Genomic DNA, 6,483 nt, shown 5'->3' on the forward strand with positions numbered 1-6,483 from the left:
GAGGGTTACGGACGGAACCGCAGCACCTGCGGGTCGTGGTCGCTGATCTGGTCGTTGAACTCGGCGTTGATGTGCACGCTGTCGTACTCGAAGTCGCAGCCGCGCCGGATCGAGGGGCTGACCAGGATCTGGTCCAGCGTCTGGGCGTTGCCCTGGTAGACGTACGAGTAACGCTCGCTCCTGGGCAGCGACTTGATCGCCGACCACAGTTCGCCGTCGCCCTCGAGGATCTTCGCGGTGCCGGAGAACTCGAAGTCGTTGATGTCGCCGAGGGCGATCACGGCCGCGTTCTTCTGCGTGTGCAGGACGTCCTCGACGAAGCCGTGGATCGCCGTCGCCTGGGCGTGGCGCTGGACCTCGGAGCTGCGGGCCGGCGGCTGGTACTGCGAGGTCAGACCCTGGTCGCCGCCCTTGGAGTTGAGGTGGTTGGCGATCACGAACACGGTCTTGCCCCGGAAGACGAACTCGCCGGCCAGCGGCTTGCGGCTGTTGGCGAAGGCCGCGTTCGTCGGGTCGATCCGGCCGGGGGAGGCCGTCAGGGCCGCCTTGCCGCGCACCTTCGTGACACCGACGGGGGTGGTCGCGTCGCCGCCCGCGCGGTCGGTGAAGGAGACCCGCTCCGGGTTGAACAGGAACGCCTGGCGGATGTTGCCGCCCGGCTCGCCGCCGTCGGCGCCGTCCACCGGGTCGATCGAACGCCACTCGTAGCGGGGACCGCCCGCGGCGACGATCGCGTCGGCCAGCTTCGTCAGTGTCTGCTCGGCGGAGACCGTGCCGTCGTTCGTGGCGCCGTTGTCGTCCTGGATCTCCTCCAGCGACACGATGTCGGGCGCGCTCAGGTTGTTCACGATCGCGGAGGCGTGCGCGGCGAACGTGGAGTCGGACGGGTCGAGGTTCTCCACGTTGTACGTGGCGACCGCGAGCTCGCCGCGCGTCTGCCGGCGCGTGGTCTCCTTGGCGTTGCCGGCGCTCTCCAGGGTGCCGAGCCGGTTGGCGACCAGGGTGTAGCCGCCGAACTGGTTGTAGTCCAGCGGGCCGGACGTCGTGCCCTTGAGGACGTCACCGACGTTCGCGGCGGGGAAGTCGGCGGTCGCGCCCAGGGACTGGATCTGCAGCCGGCCGGTGTTCTGGGAGTCGTACGAGCCGTAGACCGTGGCGCCGCGGCGGGAGGGGTGCTCCTTCGGCTTCACCGTCACCCACAGCTCGGTGTACGGGTCGGTGGCGCCGACGACGCGGGTGTCGGCGACCTGGACGTTCTCGCCCTCAAGGGACTCGTAGAAGTCCAGGGCGTACTCGGCCGGCTTCAGGGGCAGGCCGTTGACCGAGCCGCTCGCGGCGGTGTCGCCGGCGGGGCTGTAGGCGTCCGGCACGGACTTCGCGTCGACGACCCGGGCGGACGGGACCGCGTTGCCGCTGGAGACGACGGTCACGGTGGGGCGGGTGATCTCGGTGACCGACTGGTTGCCGGAGGAGGCGCCGCCGGGGACGAACTCGCTGACGGTGCCCGCGACCAGGACCGCGTCGCCGAAGGCGACCTTCGGGGTGGAGCTGGTGAAGACGAACACGCCCTCACTGGTGGCCGGATCGGCGTCCGGATTCGGGTCCTGTATCCAGAAGCCTCTGGAGGAGCCGTAGCCGCGTACGCCGGTGACGATTCCGGCCACGTCGGTGACCTGCTTGCCGGCGTACGGCGATATGCGCGTGGGGCCCTGGATGTCGTGGATGGCGACGGTGTCCGCGTGCGCGGGAGCGGTGAGGGCGACGGTGGAGACCGCGGAACAGACGGCGGCGACGGTGAGCGCGGCGAGGCGCGCGGACTTCTTGCTCGGCAAGGGATCCCTCCGGGGACGTGCGTGGGCGCCGGGACGAGGGTGGTGCTGGCAACGCGTGAGGCGCGGCCGGCGGTGCGGCGACGCGCGTAGAAATCCAGTGAACAGATGTCCGCCAAGTTTCTACGCGCGTAATCTCGTTGCTGGTCATGTCACTTGTCAAGGTTTCGGCCATGTACGGCACCCGGCGAGGAGATGAACCGGGTGGCATGGGTGGAAATCCGTCTAGGCTGAGCGGCTGAGCCGTGACGGGTACGGCCGCGCAAGCCCTAGGAGAACCAGCCGATGTCAGACAGCTCCTCCCTGCCGCCGGTACGGCTGCACCCCGAAGCGGAGCTGGCGCGGGACGCGCTGTCCACGCCGTTGCTCTCCCGCGCCGCCCGGCTGGCCCGCTGGGCCGGTCCCGACACCCGGGTCGACGCGGGCGGCGGACTCGTCGACGAGCAACTGCCCGCCGCCGCCGAGGTGCTCGGCCTCGACGGCGACGACGCCGCCGCCCACGCCGGCGAGGCGTGGCGGGTGGCCGTCGACACCGGACTGGTCGACGTCGTCGACGAGGAGGCCGGCACGGTCGCCGCAGGCGCCGACCTGGACCTGCTGACCAGCGGCACCCCGCAGGACGTCCTCGCGGTGTGGCTCGCCGCGCTGGAGACGGCGCTCGCCGACGCGAGCGTGCCCGACCTGGACGACCTGGTCGACGCCATGGACTCCGGCGGGGAGATCGACCTGTCCTCCCTCGACTGGGACCCGGAGGCCGAGGCGGAGTTCCTCGACGGCGTCCTCGGCAACCTGTACCTGCTCACCGCCAGCGAGGACGCACCCCAGGGCGGACCCGTGCCGCTGCCGGCCCTCGCCGCGTCCGTGATCGTCCCCGGCGACATGAGCGAACCCACCAACGACGTGCTGGAGCAGGTGTCCGACGCGATGATGCGCCTGGACGACCAGTTCCGGCTGCTGGAGCCGGCCGGACTCGTCGCGTACCAGCCGGTCGACGAGGCGCTGCTCGCGGACGCCGACGGCGCCGAGGAGCCGGCCGCCGGCATCGACGACACCGACGTCTCGCGCTACGGCATGGTCCGGCTCACCCCGCTCGGGCTGTACGGGCTGCGCGCGCGGTTCCTGGAGGCCGGCTTCGACGCGCCCGCGGTCGGGGACCTCGCCGGCAAGGGCGCCGAGGCGCTCCTCGACGGCACCGCCGGCTACCCGCAGACCGCCGCGCGCGCCGAGACCGAGCAGTGGCTGGCCCGCCGTGAAGCGCTGCCCGCGGCCCGGGAGTTGCTGTCCGCCGCCAAGGGCCTCGACGAGGGGGCGCCGCTGCGCCGGCTGCGCTGCCAGCAGGCGCTGTCGCTGGTCGGCGCCGAGGCGGAGCCCGCGCTGCGGGAGGTCCTCGACGACGCGGAACTGGGCGGGCTGGCCCGGGTGTGGCTGAGCGAGGCGGGCTTCACCGATGTCCCGCCGCCCACCCAGGAGCTGGTGTTCTGGCTGACCATCGACACCCTCGCCGCCCAGCTGGCGGCCGAGGGGAACTCGGAGGAGCTGCGGGCGCTGGTGGAGGGCCTGGCAGCCCAGCACAGCGGGTTCTTCGACAAGGTGTGGCGGGTCGGGCACCCGGCCACGGCGGACGTGCTGGAGGCCATGGGCCGGCTGCACCCGGACAAGAAGGTGGCGAAGGAGGCCCGTAAGGCGGCCTTCAAGGCGCGCTCCCAGCACGGCGGCTGACCGCCCGTCGTTCACGTCGCGCATTCCCGTCGGACATTCCCGTCGGGCCTTCCCTTCGCGCATTCCGGTCGGCGGGACCGGACCCCCGGAATTAATTCGCTCGCCCCTTCCCGCGATCACTCCCTACAGTGATGAACGTCCAGGTGCGAAGGCAGGACCTACTTCCACTGATAATGGGGCGGTCGCGGGTTCGAGTCCCGCCGCCGGCACACGTGCCGGTGTAGCTCAGGGGTGAGAGCACCTTGTCGGTTCCGCCGACTTCGATCTCTGGACACCACAACTTCACGCACCTCCCGGTGCGCGGGCCACGGTTACTTCTTCTCTCCAAAGAATCCCGACCGTGGCCGACTTGATCTCGGGAGGCGCAGCTCATGGTGGGTGCCCGGTGCGCAGGCGGCGGATACTTCGGGGAACTGGTGGGGGACATCCCCCGTGCGGGTTCGAATCCCGTCATCGGCTCAGGGCCGGTGTGGCGGAACGGAAGACGCGCCAGTTGATAAGGACCGCAGACGATTCATTCCTCGGGCACCCTCCTTCTGTCGCGCCTTCCTGAATGAAGGCAGCAGAGAAAGAGGGGGAATTCCATCATGGCGCGATTCAACACCCGTGCGGCGAAGGCGCGGCCCACCTCACGGGTGACGTCGACCGGCCGCGTGCTGCGCACCTATGAGGGCGGCCGCGGACACGAGCGTGACGCGCGCTCCGAGCTGTTCCTGCTCGCGGTCGGCAACTTCGTCTCGCAGCGCACCTTCTACGAGAGCGGCGCCGAGCGCGACGACCGGTTCGCCACGCTCGTACGCGAGCTCGCCGTCAGCGACCCGGAGTGGACGGCCGGCCTGCTCGGCTGGCTGCGCACCGAGGGCAACCTCCGTACGGCCGCCCTCGTGGGCGCCGCCGAGTACGTGAAGGCGCGGCTCGACGCGGGCGCCGACGACGGCCCGGCGAACCGGCGCGTCGTCGACTCGGTGCTGCGCCGCCCCGACGAGCCGGGTGAGCTGCTCGCCTACTGGACGGCCACGTACGGCCGGAACGTGCCGAAGCCCGTCAAGCGCGGCATCGCCGACGCCGTACGGCGTCTGTACAGCGGGAAGTCGCTGCTGAAGTACGACACGGCGTCCAAGGGCTACCGCTTCGGCGACATCCTCAACCTGACCCATGCGGCGCCCGACCCGGCGAAGCCGTGGCAGGGCGAGCTGTTCCGGTACGCGCTCGACCGCCGGCACCACCCGGAGACGGCCGTGCCGCCCGAGTCGGCCCCGGTGCTCACCGCGCACCGCGCGCTCATGGCGGTGCCGGTCGGGGAGCGGCGCGCGGTCCTCACCTCCGAGGGCGGCGCCGAGCGGCTGGCGGCGGCCGGGATGACCTGGGAGGCGCTGGCGGGCTGGCTCCAGGGCCCCATGGACAAGGCGGCCTGGGAGGCCGTGATCCCGTCCATGGGCGTGATGGCCCTCGTGCGCAACCTGCGCAACTTCGACGAGGCCGGCGTCAGCGACGAGGTGGCGGCCCGGGTCGCCGCCCGGATCAGCGACCCGGCGGAGGTCGCGCGGTCGCGGCAGTTCCCGTTCCGGTACCTCGCCGCGTACCGGCACGCGCCCTCGCTGCGCTGGGCGTACCCGCTGGAGCAGGCACTCGGCCACTCGCTGGCCAACGTGCCCGCCCTGCCGGGCCGGACGCTGATCCTCGTCGACCGCTCGGGTTCGATGTTCTGGTCGCGGCTGTCGGACCGCTCGGAGCTGAACCGGGCCGACGCGGCGGCGATCTTCGGTACGGCGCTGGCGCTGCGGGCCCGCAAGGCCGACCTGGTGGAGTTCGGCTCCACCAGCGCCCCGGTGCCGTTCCGCGCGGGCGAGTCGGTGCTGAAGATCCTGGGCCGCTTCGGCGACCTGGGCGGCACCGACACGACCGCGGCCGTCCGCACCCACTACCGCGGGCACGACCGGGTGCTGATCGTCACCGACGAGCAGTACGCCCCCAGCCGCCACGGCGGTCCGACCGAGCAGATCCCCGCCGAGGTGCCCGTCTACACCTGGAACCTCGCCGGGTACCGGGCGGGCCACGGCCCGTCGGGCACGGGGAACCGGCACACGTTCGGCGGCCTGTCGGACGCAGCGTTCCGGATGGTGCCGCTGCTGGAGAGCGCCCGGGACGCGGACTGGCCCTGGGTGGCCTGAGCCTCGGCCCGGCCCGTCACGGCCCGCACTCCTCGATCGGGAGTGCGGGCCGCGCCGCTGCCCCGGCAGCCGGAACCCGGCCGCACACAGCGCCGCTCCGGCCGGCCATTCGCACCCGCTACAGCGCCTGGGCGGCGGGCTTGACCATGCCGCGGACCGTGCGGGACTTCACGAACTCGCCCATGGCCGTCATCTCCCACTCGCCGGAGAACTGGCGGATGAGCTTCGCCATCATGACGCCGGTCTGCGGCTCGGCGGAGGTGAGGTCGAAGCGGACCAGCTCCTCGCCGGTCAGGGCGTCGATCAGCCGGCAGTAGGCCTTGGCGACCTCGGTGAACTTCTGGCCGGAGAACGAGTTGACCGTGAAGACCAGACCGGTGACGTCCATGGGGAGGCGCCCGAGGTCGACGGTGATGACCTCGTCGTCCCCGGCGCCCTCACCCGTGAGGTTGTCGCCGGAGTGGCGGATCGCGCCGTTCACGATCTGGAGCTTGCCGAAGTAGCAGCTGTCGACGTGGTTGCGCTGGGGGCCGTAGGCGATCACGGAGGCGTCGAGGTCGATGTCCTTGCCGCGGTACGCCGGCTCCCAGCCGAGGCCCATCTTGACCTGCGTCAGGAGCGGCTGGCCGCCCTTCATCAGGGAGACGGTCTGGTTCTTCTGGAGGCTGACGCGGCCCTTGTCGAGGTTGATCTTCCCGCTGCCGGGCGCGGGCGGGGCGGGCGGCGCCGGGGGGACCGGGGGAGCGGCCGGGGCGGTCATGGGC

4 protein-coding genes are annotated in these 6,483 nt (G+C 71.8%); 2 read left to right on the top strand and 2 right to left on the bottom strand.

Going from position 1 to position 6,483, the window contains the following annotated elements:
* Positions 1-5 precede the first annotated feature (5 nt).
* On the bottom strand, positions 6-1,832 hold the full coding sequence (locus tag ADL34_RS07900; protein WP_062674567.1) for an endonuclease/exonuclease/phosphatase family protein: 1,827 nt from the start codon (positions 1,830-1,832) through the stop codon (positions 6-8).
* 282 nt (positions 1,833-2,114) lie between these two features.
* Here ADL34_RS07900 and ADL34_RS07905 point away from each other — a divergent pair, with 282 nt between their 5' ends.
* Together ADL34_RS07905 and ADL34_RS07910 are read left to right on the top strand one after the other, a co-directional pair.
* Positions 2,115-3,548, top strand: a complete 1,434-nt coding sequence (locus tag ADL34_RS07905) for a hypothetical protein (protein WP_062674565.1) — start codon at positions 2,115-2,117, stop codon at positions 3,546-3,548.
* Between the two features lie 587 nt (positions 3,549-4,135).
* Positions 4,136-5,719: a TROVE domain-containing protein gene (locus ADL34_RS07910; RefSeq protein WP_062674563.1), complete on the top strand. Its 1,584-nt coding sequence runs from the start codon at positions 4,136-4,138 to the stop codon at positions 5,717-5,719.
* A gap of 118 nt (positions 5,720-5,837) precedes the next feature.
* Here ADL34_RS07910 and ADL34_RS07915 read toward each other — a convergent pair.
* The coding region (locus ADL34_RS07915) for a TerD family protein (protein ID WP_199835536.1) at positions 5,838-6,483 on the bottom strand (646 nt) is incomplete at its 5' end.

The organism is Streptomyces sp. NRRL WC-3605, from assembly GCF_001509795.1.
In the GTDB taxonomy this organism is placed as follows: Bacteria; Actinomycetota; Actinomycetes; order Streptomycetales; family Streptomycetaceae; genus Streptomyces; species Streptomyces viridochromogenes.